Raw genomic sequence first — 24,270 nt, forward strand, 5'->3', positions numbered from 1 at the left:
TTCGCGAAGGCATCAATGCCGCCCTCGCGACCTGATACACTGCGCGACATTTTTGTTTTGCAGGTCCACCGTCGTGACTAACACCGCTTTCAACACTTTGCCCCTGTCCGCTGCCATGCTGGCTAACCTGGAGTCGCTTGGTTATGCCGAAATGACGCCGATTCAGGCACAAAGCCTGCCGGTGATTCTCAAGGGCATGGACCTGATCGCCCAGGCCAAGACCGGCAGCGGCAAGACCGCCGCCTTTGGTATCGGGCTGCTGAACCCGATCAACCCGCGCTTTTTCGGCTGCCAGGCGCTGGTGATGTGCCCGACTCGCGAACTGGCCGATCAGGTGGCCAAGGAAATTCGCCGTCTGGCCCGTGCCGAAGACAACATCAAGGTGCTGACCCTGTGTGGCGGCGTATCTTTCGGGCCGCAGATCGGTTCGCTGGAGCACGGCGCGCACATCATCGTCGGTACGCCAGGCCGCATCCAGCAGCACTTGCGTAAAGGCTCGCTGGTACTGGACGGCCTGAACACGCTGATCCTCGATGAAGCCGACCGCATGCTGGACATGGGCTTCTACGACGCCATCGCCGATATCATCGAGCAGACCCCGCAACGTCGGCAGACCCTGCTGTTCTCGGCCACTTACCCGGTCGGCATCAAGCAACTGGCTTCCAAGTTCATGCGCGACCCGCAGACCGTCAAGGTCGAAGCACTGCATGCCGACAGCCAGATCGAACAGATCTTCTACGAAATCTCTCCGGAGCAACGCCTGGAAGCCGTGGTCAAGGTACTGGGCCATTTCCGCCCGACCTCCTGCGTCGCATTCTGCTTCACCAAGCAGCAGGTCCAGGAAGTGGTCGATCACCTGACCGCCAAAGGCATGTCCGCCGTGGGCCTGCATGGTGACCTGGAACAGCGTGATCGCGATCAGGTACTGGCGATGTTCGCCAACCGCAGTACTTCGGTGCTGGTTGCTACCGACGTCGCCGCGCGCGGTCTGGATATCGATGCGCTGGACATGGTCATCAACGTCGAACTGGCCCGTGACTCGGAAATCCATATTCACCGCGTCGGTCGTACCGGTCGTGCCGGTGAAACAGGTATTGCCGTCAGCCTGGTGGCCCCGTCGGAAAGCCAGCGCGCCCGCGCCATCGAGGAATTGCAGAAAGCTCCGCTGAACTGGCAGCAATACGACGCCCTGAGCATCAAGGAAGGCGGCAAGCTGCTGCCGGCCATGACGACGCTGTGCATCGGTTCGGGCCGCAAGGACAAGCTGCGTCCAGGCGACATTCTCGGCGCCCTGACAGGCGAAGCCGGCATTCCCGGTGCGCAGGTCGGCAAGATCGCCATCTTCGACTTCCAGGCCTATGTTGCCGTCGAGCGCAGCATCGCCAAGCAGGCGCTGGAGCGTTTGAACAACGGCAAGATCAAGGGCAAATCGCTGCGGGTTCGCATTCTTTAAGCCACCAGACCAAAAGCTTCGCGAATAAATTCGCTCCTACAGGCTGTAACGAGAGGACCATGCTGTGCCCGTTACTGACGTTGTAATCATTGGCGCTGGCGCCGCAGGTTTGATGTGCGCGCTGACTGCTGCCGGGCGCGGGCGCAAGGTGATGTTGATCGATCACGCCAACAAGCCGGGCAAGAAGATTCTCATGTCCGGCGGCGGGCGCTGCAACTTCACGAACATGTACACCGAGCCGGCCAATTTCCTGTCGCAGAACCCGCACTTCTGCAAATCGGCCCTGGCCCGCTATACCCAGTGGGACTTCATTGAAATGGTCGCCAAACATGGCGTGCCTTATCACGAGAAGAAACTCGGCCAGCTGTTCTGCGATAACAAGTCCAGCGACATCCTGGAAATGCTTCTGGAAGAATGCCGACAGGCCGGTGCCAGCCTGCACATGGACACTTCCGTGCAGAGCATCGAAAAGACCGCCACCGGCTACAGCCTGGAAACCACACTGGGCACGCTGAACTGCGAATCGCTGGTGATCGCCACCGGTGGCCTGTCGATCCCGACACTGGGGGCTACCGGCTTCGGCTATCAGGTCGCCAGGCAATTCGGCCATACGCTACTGCCGACTCGCGCCGGGCTGGTGCCGTTCACCATCACTGACCAGCTCAAGGAGTTGTGCAGCGAGTTGTCCGGAACCTCGGTGGATTGTCTGGTCAGTTGCAATGACACGAGCTTCCGCGAAAACATCCTGTTTACCCACCGCGGCCTCAGTGGCCCGGCGATCCTGCAGATCTCCTCGTTCTGGCAGCCCGGCGACTGCGTGGAAATCAACCTGCTGCCCGATCACGACGCCGCAAGCTGGCTGGCCCAGCAGCAGGCCGAACGTCCGAACAGCGAGCTGAAGACTCTGCTGGGGGAAATCTTCACCAAGAAGATGGCCAACCTGATTGCCGAACACTGGTTCGTCTCCAAACCGATGAAGCAGTACACCCACGCAGAGCTGGCCGGGATTGCCGACGCACTGGCGAGCTGGAGGGTGGTGCCAGCGGGCACCGAAGGCTATCGCACTGCCGAAGTGACACTGGGCGGAATCGACACCCGGGAAGTGTCTTCCAAGACCATGGAATCGCTGAAATCGCCGGGGCTGTATTTCGTCGGCGAAGTGCTGGATGTGAGCGGCCACCTGGGCGGTTTCAATTTCCAGTGGGCCTGGGCGTCGGCCTACGCGGCCGCGCAATACGTGTAATAGAGCGGCGCAGCAGAAAAGCGGCACGCTCGGGACGATAATTTTTTTCCCAGGCGGATGTACAGGCCTGCTTCAGGCCTGTACATATCCTTCTGCAAGACCGATCAATTGCGAACAAGGCCGTCATCTCATTCATGGCATCAAAATCATTGAGTCATTCGTTTCGCCGGTTATGGGCACTGGACAAGTTCAGCTATAGCGTTCGGGTCTTTATCGCGCTGACCGGCAGCATGGCGCTATGCTGGTATCAGAATGAAATGGGCTTGTTGATCCCGCTGTTCCTGGGGATTATCGCCTGCGCCCTGGCCGAAACCGATGACAGCTGGCAAGGCCGCCTCAATGCGCTGGCCGTGACCCTGGTCTGTTTCAGCATTGCCGCACTGGCCGTTGAACTGCTGTTTCCCTATCCCTGGCTGTTCGTCTGCTCATTGGCACTGGCGAGTTTCTGCCTGACCATGCTCGGTGCGCTGGGCGAGCGCTATGGCGCGATTGCCTACGGAACCCTGATTCTTTCGGTCTACACCATGATTGGCGTGGATCAGCGCGGCGGCGAAGTGCTCGATTTCTGGCACGAACCGATGCTGCTGGTGGCCGGTGCAGCCTGGTACGGCCTGTTGTCGGTGCTGTGGCAGATGCTGTTTTCCAACCAGCCGGTGCAGCAGGCCCTGGCGCGGCTGTTCCGCGAGCTGGGGCTGTACCTCAAGCTCAAGTCGACCCTGTTCGAGCCGATTCGTACCCTCGACGTCGAGGCCCGGCGCCTGGAACTGGCCAAGCAGAACGGTCAGGTGGTTGCAGCGCTGAACGCAACCAAGGAAATCATCCTGCATCGGGTCGGCAGTGGCCGGCCCGGCTCGAAAGTCAGCCGCTACCTGAAGCTGTATTTCATCGCTCAGGACATTCATGAGCGCGCCAGTTCATCGCATTACCCCTACAACTCGCTGGCCGAGGCGTTCTTCCACAGCGACGTGCTGTTTCGCTGCCAGCGCCTGCTGCGTCAGCAAGGCGTCGCCTGTCAGGCGTTGTCGGAGTCCATCCAGTTACGCCAGCCGTTTGTCTATGACCCAAGCTTTGCCGAGGCCATGGAAGACCTGCGCGCCTCCCTTGAGCATCTGCGCATCCAGAGCAATCCGGCATGGCGCAGCCTGTTGCGCTCCCTGCGGGCGCTGACCGCCAATCTGGAAACCCTGGACCGACTGATCAGCGATGCCAGTAACCCGGACGCGGTCGCCGATGCGACCGACAGCAGCCTGCTGGACCGCTCGCCGCGCAACCTCAAGGACGTCTGGAAGCGCCTGCGCCAGCAGATGACGCCGACCTCGCTGCTGTTTCGCCATGCCTTGCGCCTGCCGCTGGCCCTGACCATCGGTTACGCCATGGTGCATCTGATTCATCCGTCGCAAGGCTACTGGATCATCCTGACCACCGTTTTCGTCTGCCAGCCAAGCTACGGCGCGACCCGGCGCAAACTGGTGCAGAGGATCATTGGCACGGCATTGGGGCTGACGGCGGGCTGGGCACTGTTCGAGCTGGTCACCAGCCCCATCCTGCAATCGATGTGCGCGGTACTGGCCGGCGTGGTGTTCTTCGTCAACCGCACCACGCGCTACACCCTGTCGACTGCGGCGATCACCATCATGGTGCTGTTCTGCTTCAATCAGGTGGGCGATGGCTACGGATTATTCCTGCCTCGCCTGTTCGATACCCTGCTGGGCAGCCTGATTGCCGGGCTCGCGGTGTTCCTGTTCCTGCCTGACTGGCAAGGGCGCAAGCTGAACAAGGTGCTGGCCAATACCCTGAGCTGCAACAGCATCTACCTGCGCCAGATCATGCAGCAATATGCCAAGGGCAAGAGCGACGACCTGGCTTACCGGCTGGCCCGGCGCAATGCGCACAATGCCGACGCGGCGCTGTCCACGACCCTGGCCAACATGCTCATGGAGCCGGGCCATTTCCGCAAGGAAGCCGATGTCGGTTTCCGCTTCCTGGTGTTGTCACACACGCTGTTGAGCTACCTGTCGGGGCTCGGCGCACACCGCGATACCCAACTGCCCGGCGACGTCCATGAGCAGCTTATCGATGGCGCAGGCGCGGCACTGGCGGCCAGCATTGATGAAATCGCCCGGAGCCTGGCAGACAAGCAACCGGTTGCCGTACAGAACGATGCAGAAGAAGAACTGGCTACCCAGCTCGAACAGATGCCCGATGATCTGGACGAAAGCCAGCGTCTGGTACAGACGCAACTGGCCTTGATCTATCGTCAACTGGCACCGCTGCGCACCCTGGCGGCGCATTTGATCAAGGGGCCGGAGACGACAGCAGACCGTGCAATCTGAACAGTTCGCTGTAAGTGCCATCGGCTTTCATCGCCGCGATTTCACGGTCGAAGTCGGCAACGATCTGCGCGTGCCTGGGGTTTTTCAGGCTGACCAGGATGTGCAGGCTGTTTTCGTTGAGTGAGTCCGGCAGGAACTCGACGCGATCACGAACTTCATCGGGCTCGTTTGCCAGGTTGTAGCGGGCCACGTATTCATCTTCCAGAGCCAGGTCGACACGTCCGGCAGCCAGCATGTTGGCTGCCATGGAAAAGCTGTGGACCGGGACTTTCTTCAGCGCCGGATCATTGTCGAACGCCGGGTAGTAGGCATAACCGCGCACGACGGCAATGATGTACCGGTGCAGTTGAGCCGGGTTCGAGGTATCGATAACCGCATCCTTGCGCTTGAGAAAACGCACCCGGTTGACCAGATACTCGGCCGAAAACTGACCAACCCTGGTGCGTTCCTCATTGAACCAGGCATTGATCAGTACATCGTTGCGCCCTTCGGCGATGCCATACATCGCCCGCGCCCAGGGTACTTGCTCATAGAGGGTCTGATACCCGGCACGGCCCAAGGCGGTTCTGACCAGATCGGTGGCCAGACCGCCGTTGATCAGGGTGCTATCGGTAAAGGGTGGCCATGGGTCGGCGACCAGACGCAACGTCTCGCTTGCACCGGCAGGGGCAATCAGAAGTAGTCCCAGCAACCCCATGGTTTGCAGCAATCGCGACATGCTTGATTCCCCAGGTGGGCAGCATGCCCGATCCAGACTGATAGCCGTTGAGCAACACCGTCACTTGAATCCTGAGTTGTATTGAAGACCCAATCCCGTCACTAAACAACCCACACTCATGTGGCATTTGTACGATTAACGCAAAAATATTTGCCCGGCATTCGCCAACGCCAGCGACAGACATCACCGGGTTTTATTGGGAATGCGGCTGGATGCGTTTAGAATTCCCTTCTGGTTTATCTGCGAGTCAAAGACATGCCTATCAAATGGATCTGCAAACACCACACCGAGCTGAACATCAAACAGCTTTATGCCGTTCTGAAACTGCGCTCCGAGGTGTTCGTGGTCGAACAACAGTGCGTGTATCAGGATGTGGACGGGCTGGACCTGAGCGGCGATACCTGCCATTTGATGGCCTGGCAGAACGACGAACTGGTGGCTTACCTGCGGCTGCTGGACCCGATCCAGCAAGGTGGCGATGTGACCATTGGCCGGGTGGTAACCGCTCCGTCGATTCGCAGCAAGGGCATGGGCCATGAACTGATGGTGCAGGCGCTGGAACATGCCGAAAGAAAATGGCCAGACCAGCCTATTTATCTGTCGGCGCAGGCTCATCTGCAGGGCTACTACAGCCGCTACGGCTTCAATGCGGTGGGCGAGGTGTATCTGGAAGACGATATCCCGCACATCGGCATGCGCCGCGACCTTGAGTAAGACACAACGTATTCAGGGATAACCCAGCACGGCCTTGATGCTGATCAGGTTGCGGGCGATCCACTCTTTGTCGATGGCCCCCCAGTCACGAATCCGGTAGTGACCAGCATGGTTGCGGGCACCTTCCAGTTGCTCGAATTCGCACTCGATATCCAGGTCGGCCAGCGCGGCGATGGTGTCCTGGGCGGTGCGCCGTGGCATGCCGGTGATTTCCACCAGTTCGGGCACGCTGCTGGCGAGCTGACAGTCGATCAGGTAAGCCACGTACAGACGGCGATAAAAGCTGCTTTTGGTCTTGCTGACATCCATCTTCAAATCCTTTGTTCAAACGCTTTCAGGTAGTCGACCGGGCCGCAGCCTGCAGATCGCGATACGTCAGGTAGATCCGCAAGTCGAACTCCAGTTGGTGATAGCCAGGCTGCATGTGCTCACACAACTGGTAGAACGCCTTGTTGTGATCGGACTCCTTGAAGTGGGCCAGTTCATGCACCACGATCATTTTCAGGAACTGCGGTGCCGCTTCCTTGAACAGCGCCGCAACCCGGATTTCCTTCTTGGCCTTGAGTTTGCCACCCTGCACCCGCGATACCGTGGTGTGCAACCCCAGCGCCCGATGCGTCAGGTCGAGACGGTTATCGAACAGCACCTTGTCGATGTTCGGCGCATTGCGCAGGTGTTCCTGCTTCAAGGCCAGGGCGTAGGCATACAGCGCCTTGTCACTCTGGATCTGATGACGTTCGGAATAACGCTGCTGCAGATAATCGCCCAGTTTGTCCTGCGCGATCAGTTGCCGCACCTGATCCTGAAGGGAGGCCGGATAGGCTTGCAGATATTTGAGCGGAGCATGGGCTGGAGCAGTCATGAGGCCGTGACAGATGATTCAAAGGCGCCAGTCTACCGCAATCAGCCCTGCAGCCTCGACCAGTCGAAACGCTGGGGAAAAGACATGGCGTCCGCAGCATCCAGCGGGTAGGACACCAGAAACCCCTGAATGATTTGGCAACCATTGTTGGCCAGCCACTCATATTGCTGGAACGTCTCGACACCTTCGGCGATGACCAGAATATCCAGGTTGCGGCACAGGTCGATGATGCTACGCGCCAGCACCGCATCGCGCGGCGAATCGAGCAGGCCGGCGATGAAGTGTCGATCCAGCTTCAGGGTGTCCAGTTGCAGGTTTCTCAGATGCGACAGCGAGCACTCGCCAACGCCAAAATCATCCAGCGCCACCCGCACACCGATATCGCGCAGTTGCTGCAATTGCTTGTGGCTATGGGCCAGGTTGTTGACCAGTGACGCTTCGGTGATCTCGACTTCCAGTTGACCGGGCTGCAGACCGAAACGCTCGATTGCCCGCCGCAGTTCCGCTGCCAGATTGGGCATGCAGAACTGCGTAGGGCTGATGCCGATACTCAGCACCAGGTCGGAGGTGTAGACCCGACTCCAGGCCTGACGCTGCTCCGCGCCCTGATCGAAGATCCAGCTGCCCAACCGGTTGATGAGCCGGGTTTCCTCGAGCAGCGGAATGAACAGGGCTGGCGGTACTTCTCCGACACTGGCGTGCTGCCAGCGCAACAGCCCTTCAAAGCCGCGCAGACGGCCATCGGCTACATACACCTGCGGCTGATACACAACCGAGAAGTTCTTGCCATCAATGGCATTACGGACGCTGTCTTCCAGCATCAGGCGCGAGCGCGCCCGTCCGTTCATGTTCTGATCGTAGAAACGATACTGCTGACGCCCTGCCCGCTTGGCTTCATACATGGCGATATCGGCAGCACGCAGCAAGCCATCGAGGTTGGAGCCGCATTCCGGATAGGTCGCAATGCCGATACTGACGCCCAGGGCAATATCCCCGCCGTCCACCTGACGCTTGGCAGAAACGCGCTCGATGAGTTTTTCCGCAACCTTGGCCGCCTGCTCGGGATAGTCGAAACCGTCGATCACCACGGTAAATTCGTCGCCGCCCATCCGCGCCAGCACATCATAGGGGCGCAAGCAGTCCTTGAGCTGGCCGGCCACCCACAGCAGCACCTGATCGCCAGCATCATGACCGAGCGTGTCATTGATCTGCTTGAAGCCGTCCAGATCCAGATACAGCACCACCAGATACTTGTCCGCATGCTCGTTGCGCAGCAGCATGCCTTCGACGGCCTGATAGAAGCCGCGGCGATTGAGCAGCCCGGTCAGGGCATCGGTGACCGCCTGTTGCTCAAGCTGCTGATACAGATCGCGCACAACCGACATGTCGAGAATGGTCAGCACCATCGCCCTCTGCTCGCACGGCAATGGCGCGCAGGACAAGGCCACCGGCAACTGGCCGCCCTCGACCGTGCGCAGGACAGCATCATGCACGCGATAGGTTTCTGCCTTGCGGTAGTGCTCGTAGAAGCCGGACTCCAGCCAGTTGCCGACCTGTGGTTCCTGCACATAATCCAGCACGCTGGTACCGCACAACTGCTCGACAGATGCATTCAGCAAACGGCAGATCGCCGGGTTGGCGAAACTGATGATACCGGACTCGTCGACCACCATAATGCCCTCGGCCACATTGGCCAGTACCGAGGCATTGAAAGCTCTGGCGCTCTCCAGTTCCAGGGTGAGTTTTTGCAGGGCGCGCCGGTTGCGCTGCTGCTCCAGCAAGGCCTGAACCTTGGGTTTGAGCACGTTCGGGTCGAAAGGTTTGAACAGGTAATCCACCGCCCCGCTTGCATAGCCCTTGTGGACAGAAGCCGGGCTCTGCTCGTTGGCAGTGAGAAAGATGATCGGCGTCAGGCGTGTTCTCTGACTGCCGCGCATCAGGCGTGCGACTTCAAACCCGTCCATGTCGGGCATCTGCACATCGAGCAGGACCAGATCCACTTCCTGCTCCAGAAGCACAGTCAATGCCTCGACCCCTGAACTGGCCGTCACGATACGCCAGTCGGTGCGCTGCAGGACTGCGCACATCGTCACCAGATTTTCAGGGTAATCATCGACTACCAGAAGAACCGAAGAGCCATCATTGGGCTTGGATTGCGCGCATTCCATGCTGCTTCTCTAATTGTGTGGGAGGCGTCTACTACAAGAAAACCCTCATCGAATCTGTATCAACTTTAGTCGCTCCTGAGAATTTCAGAGGCAAGGCAGCGTATTGCCACCACAAAAGTTCAGCCTACCCGACTAACGGTATATTCCTGCAGGCCATATAAATTCTGTCCTACAAGAAAAGTGACAGCACTTTGACGTCATTAGTTCGCTTTTCGAGCATTAACAAATGCGCTTTCAAACCGTATAAGAACTGCTCGAACGCTCTGAGAAGAGACTTTCCGACAGTCGACCGAATATTTTTTGGAAAAATAGAATGATAGATCTAGATTCATGGAACTTAAGCATCCCGGTAGGGTCTCCGCCCAAGACAATTGAAACCTCACAGTTACGTCAAGGCTATGACGGCAAGTATTTCGAGTCGCATTCCGGGTACATCTTCTTCTGGTCGCCGGTAACCGGCTCACGCACCGAAAACGCCAAGTACCCACGCAGCGAGCTGCGCGAGACGTGGGCTGACGGCACGCTGCACAACTGGCTGTACCCCGAAGCGGACAACTTCCTGAATGCAACACTGGAGGTCAATCAAGTGCCGTCGTCCGGCAAGATCGTCATTGGCCAGATACACGCCTACGAAAGCACAGAGCCGATGCTCAAGGTCGAGTATCAATACAAGGAGGAGACTCAGACCGGCAATATCGTGGTGAAAGTGCGCAAGCGTTTCGATGATGACAAAAGCAAGGTCATTAAAATTGCCGAAGGCGTGCCACTCAACGAGAAATTCAAATACATCATTCACCTCAGCCCCGGCGGTGAACTGAGCGTCAGTGCCAGAGATGTGAACTGGAGCACATCCATCAGTTCTTCCTGGAGAACCAAACCGCTGTACTTCAAGGCTGGTGTATATACCCAGGACAACTCCGGCTACAGCAACGAAGGCGGGAAAGCCACGTTCTATAATCTGGACATCGATCACAACAAGATCTGATTACGTTACAGCTACACAAAAATAAAAAAAGGCCCGAATTGAAAATGCGGGCCTTTCTCATTTCAGGGTCTGCGGATCAACGAGCGGCCTTGAATTCCTTCTCGGCGGCGATGAAGCGCTCCTGCATGGCAGTCGACGGGCCTTTGCCAATCAGGCTGAAAACCACGATCGCAATGCTGCCCAAGATAAAGCCTGGAATGATTTCGTACAGCCCCATGGTGCTGAACTGCTTCCAGAGCACGACGGTCACTGCGCCGACGACTACACCAGCCAGAGCGCCATTGCGCGTCATGCCTTTCCACAATACCGAAATCAGCACCACCGGCCCGAACGCTGCGCCAAAACCGGCCCAGGCGTAGCTCACCAGGCCCAACACGCGGTTTTCAGGGTTGGCGGCCAGCAGAATCGAGACCAGGGCAACCAGCAGCACCATCGCGCGACCGACCCAGACCAGCTCACGCTGCGAAGCCCCCTTGCGCAGATAAGCCTTGTAGAAGTCTTCGGTCAGGGCACTGGAGCACACCAGCAACTGGCAACTCAGGGTGCTCATTACAGCAGCGAGAATCGCAGACAGCAGTACACCGGCGACCCACGGGTTGAACAGCAGCTTGGCCAGTTCGATGAACACTCGCTCCGGGTTCTCGTTGACCGGACCGGCTACGTCGGGGTTGGCCGAGAAGTAGGCAATACCGAAGAAACCAACCGCGACCGTGCCGCCCAGACACAGGATCATCCAGGTCATGGAGATACGACGGGCGCTGGCAATCGACTTGACCGAATCCGCCGCCATGAAGCGCGCCAGGATGTGCGGCTGGCCGAAATAGCCAAGGCCCCAGGCCAGCAGGGAAATGATGCCGATGAAAGTGGTGTTCTTGAACATGTCGAAGCTGGTCGGGTCCTTGGCTTCGATGGCCAGGAACGTGGTGTCGACGCCACCGGTCGCCAGCAGAACGATGATCGGCGTCAGGATCAGCGCGAAGATCATCAGCGTGGCCTGCACCGTATCGGTCCAGCTCACCGCCAGGAAACCACCTACAAAGGTATAGATGATGGTGGCCGCAGCACCGGCCCACAGCGCCGTTTCATAGGGCATGGCAAAGGTGCTTTCAAACAGACGCGCACCAGCCACGATCCCCGAAGCGCAATAGATGGTGAAGAACACCAGGATCACGATGGCCGAAATGATCCGCAGCAGGCCGCTGTTGTCTTCAAAACGGCTGCTGAAGTAATCCGGAAGGGTCAGCGCATCGCCGTTGTGCTCGGTCTGCACACGCAGACGTCCGGCCACGAACAGCCAGTTCAGGTAAGCGCCGATGATCAGGCCGATGGCGATCCAGCCTTCCGACAGACCCGACATATAGATGGCGCCCGGCAGGCCCATCAGCAACCAGCCGCTCATGTCCGAAGCGCCCGCCGAAAGTGCGGTCACCACACTGCCGAGGCTGCGTCCGCCGAGAATGTAGTCCGAAAGGTTATTGGTTGAGCGATAGGCCATCAGGCCGATCAGCACCATAGCTGCGATATAGATCACGAAAGTGATCAGGGTTGGGTTATTGAAGCTCATGAGTTCTGCCTTGGCATTGTTTTTATAAAGCGTCGGATGTCAGCAAGGCCGACTGCTGAAACCAGCCATCGTGCCTGGGTATCCGATGCCGCGCTGACTGAAGTTTCCGCAAGGAAGCAGCCACTGAACGATTCACTAACGGTTGCACCGTGGTTGTGAATCCTATTAAACATTCCGAATAAGGTGCAACCAATTTTATCCAGGCAGTTGCACCCATCACAAAAAGATCACTAAGCGGTCATTTTCGCCCCATTTTGAGGCGATATCCGAGCTTTTCGCAAAATAAAACGCACCAAAAGCACGCACACCCTCTAAACAGTCAACCTTCTTGCTGATTGCAGCCGAAGCAGCCGGAAAAAACAGGTTGCACCCGGTTGCACCTTTTCCGGCGCAAAGCTAATCTGCGTCAAAGCCGATGCCACACCCACAGTGGCAACAATGAGGACAAGATATGGCCACCACCACTCTGGGCGTCAAACTTGACGACCCGACCCGCGAGCGATTGAAAGCAGCCGCACAGTCCATCGACCGTACGCCGCACTGGTTGATCAAGCAGGCGATTTTCAATTACCTGGAAAAACTGGAGAGTGGTGCAACCCTGCTTGAGCTGAACGGCTCGGGCAACAAGGACAATGACGATCAGGGCGAAGTACCGGGCGATACCGGCTATCAGAGTTTCCTGGAGTTCGCCGAAAGCATCCTGCCGCAATCGGTCCTGCGCGCCGCCATCACCGCCGCCTACCGCCGTCCCGAGCCGGAAGTGGTTCCCATGCTGCTGGAGCAGGCACGCCTGAGCGCGCCGATGGCCGAAGCCACCCACAAGCTGGCTGCCAGCATTGCCGACAAACTGCGCAACCAGAAGAGCGCAGGCGGACGTGCCGGGATCGTTCAGGGCTTGCTGCAAGAGTTCTCTCTGTCGTCCCAGGAGGGCGTGGCGCTGATGTGCCTGGCCGAAGCGCTGCTGCGCATCCCGGACAAGGGCACTCGCGATGCATTGATCCGCGACAAGATCAGCAACGGCAACTGGCAGCCGCACCTGGGCAACAGCCCGTCGCTGTTCGTCAACGCCGCCACCTGGGGCCTGCTGCTGACCGGCAAGCTGGTCGCCACCCATAATGAAGCAGGCCTGAGTTCTTCCCTGAGCCGCATCATCGGCAAGAGCGGCGAGCCGATGATCCGCAAGGGCGTGGACATGGCCATGCGCCTGATGGGCGAGCAGTTCGTGACCGGCGAAACCATCGGTGAAGCCCTGGCCAACGCCAGCCGCTTTGAAGCCAAGGGCTTCCGCTACTCCTACGACATGCTGGGCGAAGCGGCGCTGACCGAGCACGACGCGCAGAAGTATCTGGCGTCCTACGAGCAGGCCATCCACTCGATTGGCAAGGCCTCCCACGGTCGCGGCATTTATGAAGGCCCGGGCATTTCCATCAAGCTTTCGGCGCTGCACCCACGCTACAGCCGCGCCCAGTATGAGCGGGTGATGGAAGAGCTGTATCCGCGCCTGCTGTCGCTGACCCTGCTGGCCAAGCAATACGACATCGGCCTGAATATCGACGCCGAAGAAGCCGACCGCCTGGAGCTGTCGCTGGATCTGCTCGAACGTCTGTGCTTCGAGCCACAACTGACCGGCTGGAACGGTATCGGTTTCGTCATTCAGGCCTACCAGAAGCGCTGCCCGTATGTGATTGACTATGTAATCGATCTGGCCCGCCGCAGCCGTCATCGCTTGATGATCCGCCTGGTAAAAGGCGCGTACTGGGACAGCGAAATCAAACGCGCCCAGGTCGAGGGCCTGGAAGGCTATCCGGTGTATACCCGCAAGGTGTACACCGACGTTTCCTATATCGCCTGCGCCCGCAAACTGCTGGCGGCACCGGAAGTCATCTATCCACAGTTCGCCACCCACAACGCCCATACGTTGTCGGCCATTTATCACATTGCCGGCCAGAATTATTACCCCGGTCAGTACGAATTCCAGTGCCTGCACGGCATGGGCGAGCCGCTTTACGAACAAGTAGTCGGCAAGGTTGCCGATGGCAAGCTGAACCGTCCGTGCCGGGTCTATGCACCGGTGGGCACCCATGAAACGCTGCTGGCCTATCTGGTTCGCCGCTTGCTGGAAAACGGCGCCAACACCTCGTTCGTCAACCGTATCGCCGATCAGTCGATCTCGATCCAGGAACTGGTAGCCGATCCGGTCAGCAGCATCGAGCGCATGGCCACCCAGGAAGGCAGCTTCGGCTTGCCGCATCCTCGCATTCCCCTGCCTCGTGACTTGTATGGCCAGGAACGCGCCAACTCCAGCGGCATCGACATGGCCAACGAACACCGACTGGCTTCGCTGTCGTCGGCCTTGCTGGCTACCGCGCACAACGACTGGAAAGCAGCGCCGCTGCTCGGCTGCCCGGCCAGCGAAGGCACTGCCGTTGCGACCCTGAATCCGTCCGACCAGCGCGACGTGGTCGGCCATGTGCAGGAAGCCAGTCTGCAGGACGTCGATAACGCGCTGCAGAGCGCCCTGATTGCCGGCCCGATCTGGCAGGCCACGCCGCCCGCCGAACGTGCCACCATTCTGGAGCGCGCCGCCGATCTGATGGAGAACGAAATCCAGCCGTTGATGGGCCTGCTGGTCCGCGAAGCTGGCAAGACTTTCGCCAACGCCATTGCCGAAGTCCGCGAAGCGGTGGATTTCCTGCGCTACTACGCCGTCCAGGCACGTAACGATTTCAGTAACGATACGCACCGCCCGCTGGGCCCGGTGGTCTGCATCAGCCCGTGGAACTTCCCGCTGGCGATTTTCAGCGGCCAGGTTGCCGCCGCACTGGCTGCCGGCAACCCGGTACTGGCCAAGCCTGCCGAACAGACGCCGCTGATCGCCGCCCAGGCCGTGCGCCTGCTGCTGGAAGCCGGCATCCCGGAAGGCGTGCTGCAATTGCTGCCAGGTCGTGGTGAAACCGTCGGTGCCCGGCTGGTAGGCGACGAGCGCGTCAAAGGCGTGATGTTCACCGGTTCCACTGAAGTTGCACGCCTGCTGCAACGCAACATCGCCGGGCGCCTCGACGCCCAGGGCCGACCGATCCCGCTGATCGCCGAAACCGGCGGCCAGAACGCCATGATCGTCGACTCTTCGGCACTGACCGAACAAGTGGTGATCGACGTGCTGTCCTCGGCCTTCGACAGCGCCGGTCAACGCTGCTCGGCTCTGCGCGTGCTGTGCCTGCAGGAAGACTCGGCCGACCGCGTGATCGAAATGCTCAAGGGCGCCATGGCCGAAAACCGCCTGGGCAACCCGGAGCGCCTGTCCGTGGACATCGGGCCGGTGATCGACGCCGAAGCCAAGGCTGGCATCGAGAAACACATCCAGGGCATGCGCGACAAAGGCCGCATGGTTTATCAGGTAGCCATTGCCGACAGCGCAGAACTCAAGCGCGGTACCTACGTGATGCCAACCCTGATCGAGCTGGAAAGCTTCGATGAACTGCAACGGGAAATCTTCGGCCCGGTGCTGCACGTGGTTCGCTACAAGCGCAAGGAACTGGATCAGCTCATCGGCCAGATCAATGCCTCGGGTTACGGCCTGACGCTGGGCGTGCATACCCGCATCGATGAAACGATTGCCAAGGTCATCGACAACGTCAATGCCGGTAACGTCTACGTCAACCGCAACATTGTCGGCGCGGTGGTCGGCGTGCAGCCGTTCGGCGGCGAAGGCCTGTCCGGCACCGGACCCAAGGCGGGCGGACCGCTGTATCTGTATCGCCTGCTGTCGACTCGTCCACAGCAAGCCATCGAACAATCCTTTGGCCGTGGCGACAAGCTGATCGCACCCGACACCCGCATGCAGGAAGCGCTGGGCAAACCGCTGCAAGCCTTGAAAACCTGGGCGGCGAGCAATCAGCAAACTGCGCTGGAAGAGCTGTGCACTCAGTTTGCGGCACAATCGCAAAGCGGCATCACCCGCCTGCTGACCGGCCCGACCGGCGAACGCAACAGCTACAGCATCCTGCCCCGCGAGCACGTCTTGTGCCTGGCCGATGACGAAGCCGACCTGCTGACACAACTGGCTGCCGTGCTGGCCGTCGGCAGCTCGGCCATCTGGCCGGAAACCGCAATCAGCAAACCGCTGCGCACTCGCCTGCCAAAAGAGGTGCAGGCCCGCATCAAGCTGGTTGCGGACTGGAGCAAGGACGAAGTGCTGATCGACGCCGTTCTGCACCATGGTGATTCGGACCAGCTACGTGCAGTCTGCGAACAGGTAGCCCAGCGCTCCGGTGCCATCATCGGCGTCAACGGCCTGTCTCATGGCGAAACCAACGTTGCGCTGGAACGCCTGGTGATCGAACGCGCCTTGAGCGTGAACACCGCTGCGGCTGGTGGCAATGCGAGCCTGATGACCATCGGTTGATGGCTTGCCCGCCTCGCGAATGAATTGGCTCCTACCGGGTATTGAACCGTGTAGGAGCGAATTCATCCGCGAAAGCGGTGTCACTGACACATCCGGTTCTCTACATGAGGGACATATTGAGTCGTACCGGTTTTCGATGATTCTTCCTGATTATCGACGCGCAATAACCCAGCGCCATCAAATCAGAAACTCGAATCCAGAGAGCAGTTTTACGGTTTCAGGAAGTCTTTGCTGAAGCAGCTTTTCGAGGTATTCCCGTGCGCAGTGCGGTGGTTTTTTCAGCGATGCTCGCTGCCGCCGTGCAGCTTCAAGGACAGCAGCCTGATCAAGATCCCAAAGATCAGAAATGAAGTCATCAGGGTGTAAGGGTTCAATATCAAACGGCTCGAGAGTCCCCCTCGGGAAATCCTTGAGATTAAACGTCACAATAACCGAGGCATTACATTTGATCGCAGCAGCAAGCACATGGCGATCATCTGCATCTGGTAATCCAAGCCCATCAATAAGTGGATCGTAGTCAGTCACCAGACCGTCAGGCACAGCTTTATCCATTAAAGAGGACGTACGATCCAACTGCTCAAGCGTAAGCTCCGGACGATTGATCAGGAGATTGCGCTTCCACTCGTCGTGAACCCGGGCTGACCAGCGTGCACGGTAGACGCCTGTCAGGGCCAGGTGCATCAAAAAGTCACGTAGCGGTGCTGGATAAAGAACATTCGCATCATAAAAAGCAGTGAATGGGGAATGCCTCATTCGTACCCCATCCCCAACTCCTGGGCTTGTGCCGCCAAATCATCCATGGCTGCACGGCTCGCTTGGTCACGCTGTTCCTTATAAGCCATCAGGTCAGCAAACTTGATTCTGCGATGACGGCCTGTTTTGGTGTGTGGCAACGCGCCTTCATCCAAAAGCTTCACCAAATGGGGCCGCGAAACGTTAAGCATATCCGCGCCCTCCTGAGTGGTCAGCTCGGCGTGGATGGGCACGACCTTGACCGCATTACCCAGCGCAAGCTCGCTAAGGATTTCACCGAGCAGACGCAAGGCGAAGGTAGGCAGCTCGACGACTTCGCGTTGCTGTTTTTCGTCAACCAGCTCAATGCGCCGGGTCTCGAATCTGGTCGAAAGGAATGCAGCGAGCTGGCGGCTGGACTCTACAGCCGCAGCAATTTCTTTCTCATCGGGAAGAATGGTGCGAGAGAGGTCGACGGTGGCCATGATGATCTCCAGAGGCTATGTATTCAGCTGTAACCGGCTTCGCAGGTCAGCAATCCCGATTTATATTCGAAATAAACGAAAATCGCAATAAACGAAACAAACGAAAAGCCTTGAAGGTCTTCGGCCTGCCCATAATCGTCGAGCATGGTTATTGAGCAGTCATCACCCTAATCAATATTGCTACCTTGCCCCTTGTTCCGCCGCCTAGACTGAGTCCACTCCCAGCAAAGGTGCACCATCATGTCCGAAACGCTGCTCAGTTCCCGCAATCTGGCTTTCGAGCTGTATGAAGTGCTGGATGCCGAAGCGCTGATCCGGCGCGAGCGTTTTGCCGAGCACAGTCGCGAGACGTTCGATGCGGCCATCGGCACGGCCCGTACCATTGCCGAAAAATACTTTGCCCCGCACAACCGCAAGGCCGATGAAAACGAGCCTCGCTATGAGCATGGCGAGGCGATTTTGATCCCCGAGGTGAAACCTGCGGTCGAGGCGTTTCTGGAAGCGGGGTTTCTCAATGCGGCGCGGGACTTTGCAGAAGGCGGCATGCAATTGCCGACCTTGCTGTCCCAGGCCTGCTTCGCCCACTTTCAGGCTGCAAATGCGGGCACCACGGCTTATCCCTTCCTGAGCATGGGCGTGGCCAACCTGATCGAAAGCTTTGGCAGCGACGAGCAGAAGCTGCGCTTCCTGCAACCGATGATCGAAGGCCGTTTCTTCGGCACCATGGCGCTGACCGAACCGCACGCCGGTTCGTCGCTGTCGGATATCCGCACCCGCGCCGAGCCTGCGGCAGATGGCTCTTATCACCTGCGCGGCAACAAGATTTTCATTTCCGGCGGCGATCACTCGCTATCGGAAAACATCGTGCACATGGTGCTGGCCAAACTGCCGGACGCACCTGCCGGTGTGAAAGGTATTTCGCTGTTCATCGTGCCCAAATTCCTGGTCAATCAAGACGGCACGCTCGGCCCGCGCAATGACGTGATCCTGGCCGGGCTGTTCCACAAGATGGGCTGGCGCGGCACCACCTCGACAGCGCTGAATTTCGGCGATAACGGGCAGTGTGTGGGCTATCTGGTCGGTCAGCCACATCAAGGCCTGAGCTATATGTTCCAGATGATGAACGAGGCACGGATTGGCGTTGGCATGGGCGCCGTGATGCTCGGTTATGCCGGTTACCTGTACTCGCTGAACTATGCCCGGGAACGCCCGCAAGGACGACTGCCGGATAACCGAAAGCCCGATAGCGCGCCGGTGCCGATCATTCAGCACGCTGATGTCCGGCGCATGCTGCTGACGCAGAAAGCCTACGTGGAAGGCGCTTTCGACCTCGGTTTGTATAGCGCACGCTTGTTCGACGATACCCGCACCGGGGAAACCGAAGAGCTGCGCCGCCAGGCCCATGAACTGCTCGATCTGCTGACGCCCATCGTCAAATCCTGGCCTTCGGAGTTCTGCCTGAAAGCCAACGAGCTGGCGATCCAGATTCTCGGCGGCCATGGTTACACCCGCGAGTATCCAGTGGAGCAGTATTACCGGGATAACCGCCTGAACCCGATCCATGAAGGCACCCACGGCATTCAGTCTCTGGATCTGTTGGGACGCAAGCTGGCGCAAAACGACGGTGCCGGGCTCAAGCAACTGATCCGCCTGATTGCCGACACCACAAGACGCGCCAGTGCCTACGACAGCCTCTCGACCTTGCGTCAGCCACTGGAAAAGCTGGTAACACACCTGCAGACGGTGACCGTTGGCCTGCTGACCGATCTGGCTCAGGGCAAGGTCAATACGGCACTCGCCAACTCGGCTCTTTACCTCAAGGTATTCGGCCACACCGTGATCGGCTGGCGCTGGCTTGAGCAGGCGATACACGCCGAACAGGGTCTGGCCAAGGCGAACCCGGCGGACACCGACTTCTACCAGGGCAAACTGCAGGCAGCCCGATATTTCCTGACCTGGGAAATACCGGGCTGCCATCATGAACTGGCTCTTCTCGAAGCCCGCGATGACACCTGCCTGAACATGCAGGACAGCGGGTTTTGACTAGAAACTCAAGCCGCCGGGATACACAGGGAAGAAGCGGTCGACCAGTCGCCTGCCCGCTTCTCCCAGCCTCGCGGCATAGCTCTCGCGACTGAAAGGCTCGCCGGTACGCAGTTCATAAAGCCGATGCCAGATCTTGGGACGGGGAATCTCGCTCAACTGTACCTTGAGGAACCTGTAGTTGAGCCCCGAGACTTCCTGAACTCCATCGATCAGGAAGTAGCGGCCCGGCATCAACAGCGATTCGACTTCCTCGTACTCCCTGGAAAAAGGGGCAATCGGCGTTGCGCCGAAGTAATGCCTGGCAGGCAACTCGAATACTACAGAGGATTCGTCAAACGTCAGCGAAGCGCCGCTAGCCGCAAAACTCGCGGAATTCTCTCCCGCCTGACTGCTGCAAAAAGCCCGTGCGATATAAGGATTTTCGGAAAACGACATCATGTCGGTGCTGACCAGCACATCCCCGGCCCGGATCCGGCCACTGCGAAAGTAGCGGCCTGACGTACCGCGCAGCGCGCTGCCACCGCGATACAGCGTGACATTGTTATTGACCCCGACAGCCAGCAGATCGTCCGCCAGCTCCTCGATCAGTTCCACCTGGGTTGGGCCATGAGAAACCCCGGAGCGCAGGAACTCGTTGAAAGACGAATCCATGACCGAGTACATGGAAATACGGCCGCCCACATATTGGCCGTCGGCCTTCTTGAACACATGGTGAACGTCTCCTCCTTCGTCAATGTAGATATCCATATCCTCTCCCATCGAGATGATCTGTCCATTCGGCGCAGCCTCCGGGATGTTCATGGTCAGTCTTTGCCGGACCAGACCAATCTGCGACAGCTGTTCTTCCTGGGTGAGGTTGAATTGCATGAAGGCATCCCAGAATGTCGAACGGATGGTCACGAAGGACAGTGGCTGAGTCTCATCGGGCAACCCGGTGCCGGGCAATGGCTGCATTGGCAAGGGTTCGCGCCATTTCCACTGGCCATCGCCATCCAGAAACACGGCCCGCCCCGAATCCCCGCTGCCGACCGGGCCGTCGATGATCCAGGACTCATGCGCATCGCTGAACACCACCCGATGCGGAAGATCATCCAGACTGATCCAGGTTTCGCCATTGGTCAGCATCTGGATGCCGCGCATGCGTCCGGCACCACTCACGGGATTCAGTTCGGTCAGGGCAATGGATTCGCTGGAAACCGCTGGAAGGCCGGAACTGCTCACTCCCACCAGCCGGCTCCCGGCCCTGACAAGGCCGACCAGCATGCTCAAATTGAACGCGACGAATATCGTATTGACGATGACTCCGAGAATCCCGGCCTTGCGCTGTCGGGGATCCCGGTCATGGATAGCCTGATCAAAATTGAGTGCCAGATTTGCAACGCCGGCACCGACCAGTGTCAGGGTTATCGGCCATCCCAGCGGGGCCAGCGCACCGAAGACATTGATGAAGGCACTCAGATAGCCGATCCAGATCCGCTTGCGCAGGCTGGTATTGGAGGTGAGCAAGGTCTGCGCATCCTCCTGCATCTGCTGTCTGGCAATGCCGCGCAGATAGACAAACACGTCACCGGTAATGACCCTGTCATTCTGGTTGACCAGCGTCTGCCCCTGCGCCCAGGGCGTATCCAGTACTTGCTGAAAATGATCGTCGAGGAATCCATCGTGCAATTGCCGCGCAGTCGCAGAGCGCAGGAACAGACTCTTGAAGATGGATTTCGAGGATGCCGTGCCCAGACAGCCCTGCACCCAGGCATACAACTCCTGCTCGGAAGCAAAGACATGGAAAGCCCTGGCGCTGCCCGGCAGATAGAGAAACTGCTGGCCGTTGTTAGCGACGATGCGAATGCTTTCAGGGCAGACATAACCGCCGATATCGAATGTTCGCAGCGTGAGCCCCGGCCCCGGTATGACGCTGTTACTCAGGGTATCCAGGGTCATGACCGGTTGCAGCTTGCCAATGATCGCCTCGGTGATGATCGCGAACTGGACAAGACTCAAGCCGCCACTGCGTAACTGCAACCCCGCCGAAGCGAGAAAACCGGCGCGGGCCAGAATGCAGAAATGCTCGCTGTGGCGATCCCAGAAATTCGCCATCCGGGTCATGAACGCCGAGCTGAAATCCAGCGACCAGAAATCGTCGAGAACCTGTTGCGGCAGCAGGGCGATTTCGTTGCGCTCATCGAACCGATCATGCTGCGGACCGTCGCTGTAAAAGCCGCCATAAACCTGCAACTCGTCGGGGGCAACCTGATCCGTTGCATTGAAGCGATGAATCATCAACTCGACAAAGGTCATCGACTCCACTGGCTGGCCTGAGTGCTGCCAGCCGGTGAATGTCCTCGGGCTGCTCACCGCTCCGGAGAAACGATGCCAATAGATGCGGTCAGGATTCAGCCATCTGCCGGTGTGCCTGAATATCAGCGCGCGGGCCTCGGCATAGGCCAGGCTGTGGATATCCGGATAGTCTTCCATGAACTGCCGGGCGATGGTCTTGAGGTATTGCTCTTCGGTGATGTAGCGATTGGCGGTATTACCCGGACCGACATTGGCTGAAAGTCTTTGCATGGCTGTCTTTTCCTTGATGGGAGAAAGTCAGCACGTAAACAGCTCTGCACACTTTGGAACGTTAATTATTTAAGGGCTTATCAAGCCCTGCGGACCATGATTATCCGGTCACATGCAGCAATGCTTTGACAGCCAGCCAATTCAACAGGTTAAATCCTTTGGCACGCAGACTGCATGGTCAGTTTTTGCCCTAACCGTTTTTGATTAGTTTTATATGGAGTACCGCCCTTGGATGCCACGACCATCAACAGCCTGTTCCTTATCGGCGCGTTGCTGGTGGGCGCAAGCATCCTGGTCAGTTCTCTGTCCTCACGTCTGGGCATTCCGATTCTGGTCATCATCCTTGCGGTCGGCATGGTGGCTGGCGTGGATGGCGGCGGGATCATCTTCGACAACTATGCCACGGCGTATCTGGTCGGCAACCTGGCACTGGCAGTGATTCTGCTCGACGGCGGCCTGCGTACGCGGGTCGCCAGTTTCCGGGTAGCGTTATGGCCGGCCTTGTCGCTGGCCACCGTCGGGGTGCTGATTACCACCGGACTGACCGGCATGGTCGCCGCCTGGCTATTCGACCTGAACATGATTCAGGGCCTGCTGATCGGCGCGATCGTAGGCTCCACCGACGCCGCGGCGGTGTTCTCCCTGCTGGGCGGCAAGGGCCTCAACGAACGGGTGACCGCCAGCCTGGAAATCGAATCCGGCAGCAACGACCCGATGGCGGTGTTTCTGACCGTCACCCTGATCGGCATGCTCGCCAGCGGCCAGACCGGCCTGCACTGGGGCTTGCTGGGGCATCTGATTCAGGAGTTCGGCATCGGCAGCTTCATCGGCCTGGGTGGCGGCTGGCTGATGCTGCAACTGGTCAACCGTATCAATCTGGCCGCTGGCCTTTATCCGATTCTGGTCATCGCCGGTGGCCTGGCGATCTTTGCCCTGACCAACGCCATCCATGGCAGCGGCTTCCTGGCGGTCTATCTGTGCGGTCTGGTGCTGGGCAACCGCCCGATCCGCAGCCGCCACGGCATTCTGCACATGCTCGACGGCATGGCATGGCTGGCACAGATCGGCATGTTTCTGGTGCTGGGCCTGCTGGTCACCCCGCACGACCTGCTGCCTATCGCAATCCCGGCCCTGGGCCTGGCGTTGTGGATGATTCTGGTGGCGCGGCCTCTTTCGGTCATGGTCGGCCTGCTGCCGTTCAAGGCGTTCCATGGTCGTGAAAAGGCGTTCATTGCCTGGGTTGGCCTGCGCGGCGCGGTGCCGATCATTCTGGCGGTGTTCCCGCTGATGGCCGGCCTGCCCAACGCGCAGCTGTACTTCAATCTGGCGTTCTTCATCGTGCTGGTTTCGCTTTTGCTGCAAGGCACCAGCCTGCCGTGGATGGCCAAATTGCTGAAGGTAACGGTTCCACCCGATCCTGCACCGATTTCCCGAGCGGCCCTGGAAGTTCATGTCACCAGTGAATGGGAGCTGTTCGTCTATCGCCTGGGCGCGGAAAAGTGGTGCATCGGCGCAGCCCTGCGCGAGCTGAAAATGCCCGAAGGCACGCGGATTGCGGCGCTGTTCCGGGGCCAGCAATTGCTTCACCCTTCCGGCAGTACCACCCTGGAAGTCGGCGACCTGCTGTGTGTAATCGGCCACGAACATGATCTTCCGGCGCTGGGCAAGCTGTTCAGCCAGGCACCGCAACGCGGTCTGGACCTGCGTTTCTTCGGCGATTTCGTTCTCGAAGGCGATGCGCAACTGGGTGCCGTCGCGGCGCTGTACGGCCTCAAGCTCGACGGTCTGGACACCAACATGCCGCTCAGCCAGTTCATCATCCAGAAGAACCGCGGCGAGCCAGTGGTCGGCGACCAGATCGAATGGAATGGAACTATTTGGACTGTTGCGGTGATGGAGGGGAACAAGATCCTCAAAGTCGGCGTCAGATTCCCCGAAGGAAGCCGCCCGGGTCCCGGATTGTTCCTTTAAACTGCCAATCCACTCGTTTTATCAAG

The 24,270-nt window shown here is 58.9% G+C and carries 16 protein-coding genes; 8 read left to right on the top strand and 8 right to left on the bottom strand.

The window, feature by feature from the left end:
* Positions 1–73 precede the first annotated feature (73 nt).
* The 3 genes from dbpA (at position 74) to yccS (ending at position 5,029) form a co-directional block, all read left to right on the top strand.
* On the top strand, positions 74–1,453 hold the full coding sequence (gene dbpA, locus ALQ04_RS11185; RefSeq protein WP_122315826.1) for an ATP-dependent RNA helicase DbpA: 1,380 nt from the start codon (positions 74–76) through the stop codon (positions 1,451–1,453).
* A 64-nt stretch (positions 1,454–1,517) separates the two neighbouring features.
* Positions 1,518–2,696 (top strand): NAD(P)/FAD-dependent oxidoreductase, encoded by a 1,179-nt coding sequence (locus ALQ04_RS11190; protein WP_122315827.1) that lies wholly within the window; start codon positions 1,518–1,520, stop codon positions 2,694–2,696.
* Positions 2,697–2,830: 134 nt separating this feature from the next.
* Positions 2,831–5,029 (top strand): YccS family putative transporter, encoded by a 2,199-nt coding sequence (yccS, locus tag ALQ04_RS11195; RefSeq protein ID WP_122315828.1) that lies wholly within the window; start codon positions 2,831–2,833, stop codon positions 5,027–5,029.
* Here yccS and ALQ04_RS11200 read toward each other — a convergent pair.
* Positions 4,992–5,747 carry an ABC transporter substrate-binding protein gene (locus tag ALQ04_RS11200; RefSeq protein WP_122315829.1) on the bottom strand — a complete coding sequence of 252 codons (756 nt, stop codon included), beginning with the start codon at positions 5,745–5,747 and terminating at the stop codon, positions 4,992–4,994. The genes yccS and ALQ04_RS11200 overlap by 38 nt on opposite strands.
* A gap of 255 nt (positions 5,748–6,002) precedes the next feature.
* Between ALQ04_RS11200 and ALQ04_RS11205 the strand changes: the two genes are divergently transcribed.
* Positions 6,003–6,461 carry a GNAT family N-acetyltransferase gene (locus ALQ04_RS11205; RefSeq protein ID WP_122315830.1) on the top strand — a complete coding sequence of 153 codons (459 nt, stop codon included), beginning with the start codon at positions 6,003–6,005 and terminating at the stop codon, positions 6,459–6,461.
* Positions 6,462–6,473: 12 nt separating this feature from the next.
* Here ALQ04_RS11205 and ALQ04_RS11210 read toward each other — a convergent pair whose 3' ends face one another.
* Genes ALQ04_RS11210 through ALQ04_RS11220 form a run of 3 tightly spaced genes read right to left on the bottom strand, consistent with a single transcriptional unit; the run spans position 6,474 to position 9,491 of the window.
* A complete protein-coding gene (locus ALQ04_RS11210) occupies positions 6,474–6,770 on the bottom strand; it encodes a helix-turn-helix domain-containing protein (protein ID WP_122315831.1) in 297 nt (98 codons plus the stop codon).
* Between the two features lie 25 nt (positions 6,771–6,795).
* Positions 6,796–7,323, bottom strand: coding sequence for a YgjP-like metallopeptidase domain-containing protein (locus ALQ04_RS11215; RefSeq protein WP_122315832.1), 528 nt, complete (start codon positions 7,321–7,323; stop codon positions 6,796–6,798).
* Between the two features lie 41 nt (positions 7,324–7,364).
* Positions 7,365–9,491: a bifunctional diguanylate cyclase/phosphodiesterase gene (locus ALQ04_RS11220; protein ID WP_122315833.1), complete on the bottom strand. Its 2,127-nt coding sequence runs from the start codon at positions 9,489–9,491 to the stop codon at positions 7,365–7,367.
* Between the two features lie 313 nt (positions 9,492–9,804).
* Here ALQ04_RS11220 and ALQ04_RS11225 point away from each other — a divergent pair, with 313 nt between their 5' ends.
* The gene (locus tag ALQ04_RS11225) at positions 9,805–10,476 is read left to right on the top strand and encodes a polysaccharide lyase family 7 protein (protein ID WP_122315834.1); all 672 of its coding nucleotides are present in this window, start codon (positions 9,805–9,807) and stop codon (positions 10,474–10,476) included.
* A gap of 76 nt (positions 10,477–10,552) precedes the next feature.
* Here the strand turns inward: ALQ04_RS11225 and putP are convergent, their stop codons facing one another.
* Positions 10,553–12,040 carry a sodium/proline symporter PutP gene (gene putP, locus ALQ04_RS11230; RefSeq protein WP_122315835.1) on the bottom strand — a complete coding sequence of 496 codons (1,488 nt, stop codon included), beginning with the start codon at positions 12,038–12,040 and terminating at the stop codon, positions 10,553–10,555.
* Positions 12,041–12,491: 451 nt separating this feature from the next.
* Here putP and putA point away from each other — a divergent pair, with 451 nt between their 5' ends.
* A complete protein-coding gene (putA, locus tag ALQ04_RS11235) occupies positions 12,492–16,445 on the top strand; it encodes a trifunctional transcriptional regulator/proline dehydrogenase/L-glutamate gamma-semialdehyde dehydrogenase (RefSeq protein ID WP_122315836.1) in 3,954 nt (1,317 codons plus the stop codon).
* Between the two features lie 177 nt (positions 16,446–16,622).
* Here putA and ALQ04_RS11240 read toward each other — a convergent pair whose 3' ends face one another.
* Together ALQ04_RS11240 and ALQ04_RS11245 are read right to left on the bottom strand one after the other, a co-directional pair.
* Positions 16,623–17,198 (bottom strand): PIN domain-containing protein, encoded by a 576-nt coding sequence (locus tag ALQ04_RS11240; RefSeq protein WP_122315837.1) that lies wholly within the window; start codon positions 17,196–17,198, stop codon positions 16,623–16,625.
* Positions 17,195–17,662 (bottom strand): helix-turn-helix domain-containing protein, encoded by a 468-nt coding sequence (locus ALQ04_RS11245; protein WP_122315838.1) that lies wholly within the window; start codon positions 17,660–17,662, stop codon positions 17,195–17,197. Before ALQ04_RS11245 ends, ALQ04_RS11240 begins: the two co-directional genes overlap by 4 nt.
* Positions 17,663–17,902: 240 nt before the next feature.
* Here ALQ04_RS11245 and ALQ04_RS11250 point away from each other — a divergent pair, with 240 nt between their 5' ends.
* Complete coding sequence (locus ALQ04_RS11250) at positions 17,903–19,705, top strand: acyl-CoA dehydrogenase (RefSeq protein WP_122315839.1); 1,803 nt, start codon at positions 17,903–17,905, stop codon at positions 19,703–19,705.
* Here ALQ04_RS11250 and ALQ04_RS11255 read toward each other — a convergent pair whose 3' ends face one another.
* The gene (locus ALQ04_RS11255; RefSeq protein ID WP_122315840.1) at positions 19,706–22,273 is read right to left on the bottom strand and encodes a dermonecrotic toxin domain-containing protein; all 2,568 of its coding nucleotides are present in this window, start codon (positions 22,271–22,273) and stop codon (positions 19,706–19,708) included.
* 228 nt (positions 22,274–22,501) lie between these two features.
* Between ALQ04_RS11255 and ALQ04_RS11260 the strand changes: the two genes are divergently transcribed.
* Positions 22,502–24,244 (top strand): potassium/proton antiporter, encoded by a 1,743-nt coding sequence (locus tag ALQ04_RS11260; protein WP_122315841.1) that lies wholly within the window; start codon positions 22,502–22,504, stop codon positions 24,242–24,244.
* Positions 24,245–24,270: the final 26 nt, after the last annotated feature.

It is taken from the genome of Pseudomonas cichorii, assembly GCF_003700275.1.
In the GTDB taxonomy this organism is placed as follows: Bacteria; Pseudomonadota; Gammaproteobacteria; order Pseudomonadales; family Pseudomonadaceae; genus Aquipseudomonas; species Aquipseudomonas cichorii_B.

Bases quoted from the DNA above. Each gene is read 5' to 3' on its own strand.
- ALQ04_RS11250 (WP_122315839.1), top strand. From the start codon at position 17,903: ATGTCCGAAACGCTGCTCAGTTCCCGCAATCTGGCTTTCGAGCTGTAT.
- ALQ04_RS11200 (WP_122315829.1), bottom strand. From the start codon at position 5,747: ATGTCGCGATTGCTGCAAACCATGGGGTTGCTGGGACTACTTCTGATT.
- ALQ04_RS11245 (WP_122315838.1), bottom strand. From the start codon at position 17,662: ATGGCCACCGTCGACCTCTCTCGCACCATTCTTCCCGATGAGAAAGAA.
- putP (WP_122315835.1), bottom strand. From the start codon at position 12,040: ATGAGCTTCAATAACCCAACCCTGATCACTTTCGTGATCTATATCGCA.
- ALQ04_RS11240 (WP_122315837.1), bottom strand. From the start codon at position 17,198: ATGAGGCATTCCCCATTCACTGCTTTTTATGATGCGAATGTTCTTTAT.
- ALQ04_RS11220 (WP_122315833.1), bottom strand. From the start codon at position 9,491: ATGGAATGCGCGCAATCCAAGCCCAATGATGGCTCTTCGGTTCTTCTG.
- yccS (WP_122315828.1), top strand. From the start codon at position 2,831: ATGGCATCAAAATCATTGAGTCATTCGTTTCGCCGGTTATGGGCACTG.
- ALQ04_RS11205 (WP_122315830.1), top strand. From the start codon at position 6,003: ATGCCTATCAAATGGATCTGCAAACACCACACCGAGCTGAACATCAAA.
- ALQ04_RS11215 (WP_122315832.1), bottom strand. From the start codon at position 7,323: ATGACTGCTCCAGCCCATGCTCCGCTCAAATATCTGCAAGCCTATCCG.
- ALQ04_RS11225 (WP_122315834.1), top strand. From the start codon at position 9,805: ATGATAGATCTAGATTCATGGAACTTAAGCATCCCGGTAGGGTCTCCG.
- ALQ04_RS11255 (WP_122315840.1), bottom strand. From the start codon at position 22,273: ATGCAAAGACTTTCAGCCAATGTCGGTCCGGGTAATACCGCCAATCGC.
- putA (WP_122315836.1), top strand. From the start codon at position 12,492: ATGGCCACCACCACTCTGGGCGTCAAACTTGACGACCCGACCCGCGAG.
- ALQ04_RS11210 (WP_122315831.1), bottom strand. From the start codon at position 6,770: ATGGATGTCAGCAAGACCAAAAGCAGCTTTTATCGCCGTCTGTACGTG.